The sequence below is a fragment of the Deferribacterota bacterium genome (assembly GCA_034189185.1).
Classification (GTDB): domain Bacteria; phylum Chrysiogenota; class Deferribacteres; order Deferribacterales; family UBA228; genus UBA228.
On sequence record JAXHVM010000241.1, the window covers coordinates 1 to 2,198 of the forward strand.

The following is a 2,198-nucleotide window of genomic DNA, read 5'->3' on the forward strand; positions in this document are numbered from 1 at the left end:
CTATTAAATAAATATTTAGAGAGTGAAATCTATTAAGATTTTACAAAGATTTTATAGAATATCCGTTGCCTAATTATTATTTTGTATTTATTATATAATTAAAAGGAGGTGTTATCATGACAAATAATAAAGCTTTTACACTCATTGAATTACTTGTTGTAATTGCAATTATTACAATACTTGCAACAATTTCTGTCCCACAGTTTGCAAAATACAGGGTTAGAGCCTATAATGCAGCTGCCCTAAGTGACTTAAGAAACTTTAAGGTAGATTTTGAGGCCTACTATACAGATATAGGCAATCTTGGCTATCCTGATGTACTTTTTGATACTATGACAGCAGGCCAGTGGGCTACAACGGATGATATAACAACCGCTTTAAATAATGATACATGGAATGACAGACTTTCATTTATACCCTCTAATAGGGTGGAGGTTTATTATGATGTTAGTGGCAATAACCAGATTTATGTAATTGGAACAAAGCATCTTAATGGGAGTGCAATATATGCCTCAACAAGTCATACCTCACGCATTTACGGGCAGCAAAATGAGGATTGGGTTGGTCAATCAGCCCAAGGTCTTGTCACTATGCCAACACTTACAACTGGTACAGCTGAGGAGTCACAAAATTACAAGGATGTTTGGTTTACTGAAAATGGTTGGACAGCTATATAATAATTAAAAAGATCCCTCTTTTACAAGAGGGGTCCTCTTTTCTTAGTGCACTATCTATTATATCTACTATTTTTACACAGGTTTGCAGATTTTGCCTTTTATAAAAATGGCTCATCCCTTTTTATTGTAGGTTTTTTAGGCTTTTTTGCTCTCATTTACCTTTTAACAAAGTATGAAAAATTTAGTAATATATATTTTTTACTAACCTCGATATTTTTCTTTATATTACTATTACTAAATGTATTAATTGCAAAAAACTTAGCAGATAGCTTTATTTACATTGTACTTTTAATATCACTTGTTTTTCTCTTCTTTTACTTAGTCATTAAAGGTGTTGCCTTTAAATTTCTTGATACCCTATTTCTAATTGGTTTAATTAATATATTTTTTGTAATAATTGAGGCTTTTTTAAAGCTAAGTGGTTATGCTAATTTAGAGATTATACCTTTTAGCTTTTATATAAATGATAGGTTTAATCTAGGAGGTATTTTTTATCAGCCTAGCCTTAACGCCCTATTTTTAAACTCAACTGCACTTATTAGCCTATATTATCTTTTTTATAATAAAAGGACTTCTTATAGGAAGGTTTTTTTTATTACAATTTATGTTATCTCAGTTATTTTAAGCATTTATACTGGCTCAAGGGCATCAATGCTTGCAATGTGTATTGCAATTGTGCTCTTTTTTACAATTGCTACATTTAAAGGCTTTGATTTTGGTTTTAGAAATAGACTAGTACTTATCTTTTGCACTTATCTAGCTCTTTTATTAGTAAATAGGTTTTTACCCTTTGACGCAGCTTTCCAAAACCCTCTTACAAAGTTTCATTTGCAGGGTTCTGAGGATTTTTCTATAATCTCACGCTTTAATATATGGTTTGCCCAAATCCTTATATTTTTGGATAACCCTTTTTTTGGAGTGGGTTTAGATAATTTTAAGTATATTAGTGCCCTTTATCAATTAGAGAGTATAAGGCTTTTAAATCTCCCTTATAGTGCAATAGGTAATTTTACCTTTGGACACAATGAGTTTTTGCAATTACTATGTGAAGGGGGTTTATTTTTAATAATACCCCTTTTATATATATCCTTTAAAGCATTAAAGAAGGCTGTTAATAATATTAATGAGAAGAATATTTTTCTATATTTAATAGTTGTAATATTTATTATCCAATCAATGTTTTCTTGGCCCTTGAGGCACCCTGCACTGATGCTATATTTTGTTGTTGTTATTGCTTGCCTTGCGTCAAACCTTGAAACCTTTAGTCTTAAAACCGGTTTAATTAAAAAAATAAGTTATTTTTCTCTAAGCTTATTTCTTATAATTTATATTACCTTTTTTATAAGCTTTGGAAAAGCTATTGCATTAGAATTATACTATATTCCAAAGGCAAAGAATTCTTCTAATTTTTTTCACTCCCTTACCTATGTTGATAAACTCTCTAAAAACCCATTTTTAAAGTACGGGGCAAACCATCTATTTGTTCAAAAGGCTTTTAACTATTTATGGCAGGATATCTTT

Annotated in this window: 2 protein-coding genes; both read left to right on the top strand. The window is 30.2% G+C overall.

From position 1 onward, the window contains the following. Positions 1 to 116 precede the first annotated feature (116 nt). Positions 117 to 677, top strand: a complete 561-nt coding sequence (locus tag SVN78_10415) for a type II secretion system protein (GenBank protein ID MDY6822020.1) — start codon at positions 117 to 119, stop codon at positions 675 to 677. A gap of 45 nt (positions 678 to 722) precedes the next feature. After that, on the top strand, positions 723 to 2,198 hold a 1,476-nt coding region (locus SVN78_10420), incomplete at its 3' end, for an O-antigen ligase family protein (protein MDY6822021.1).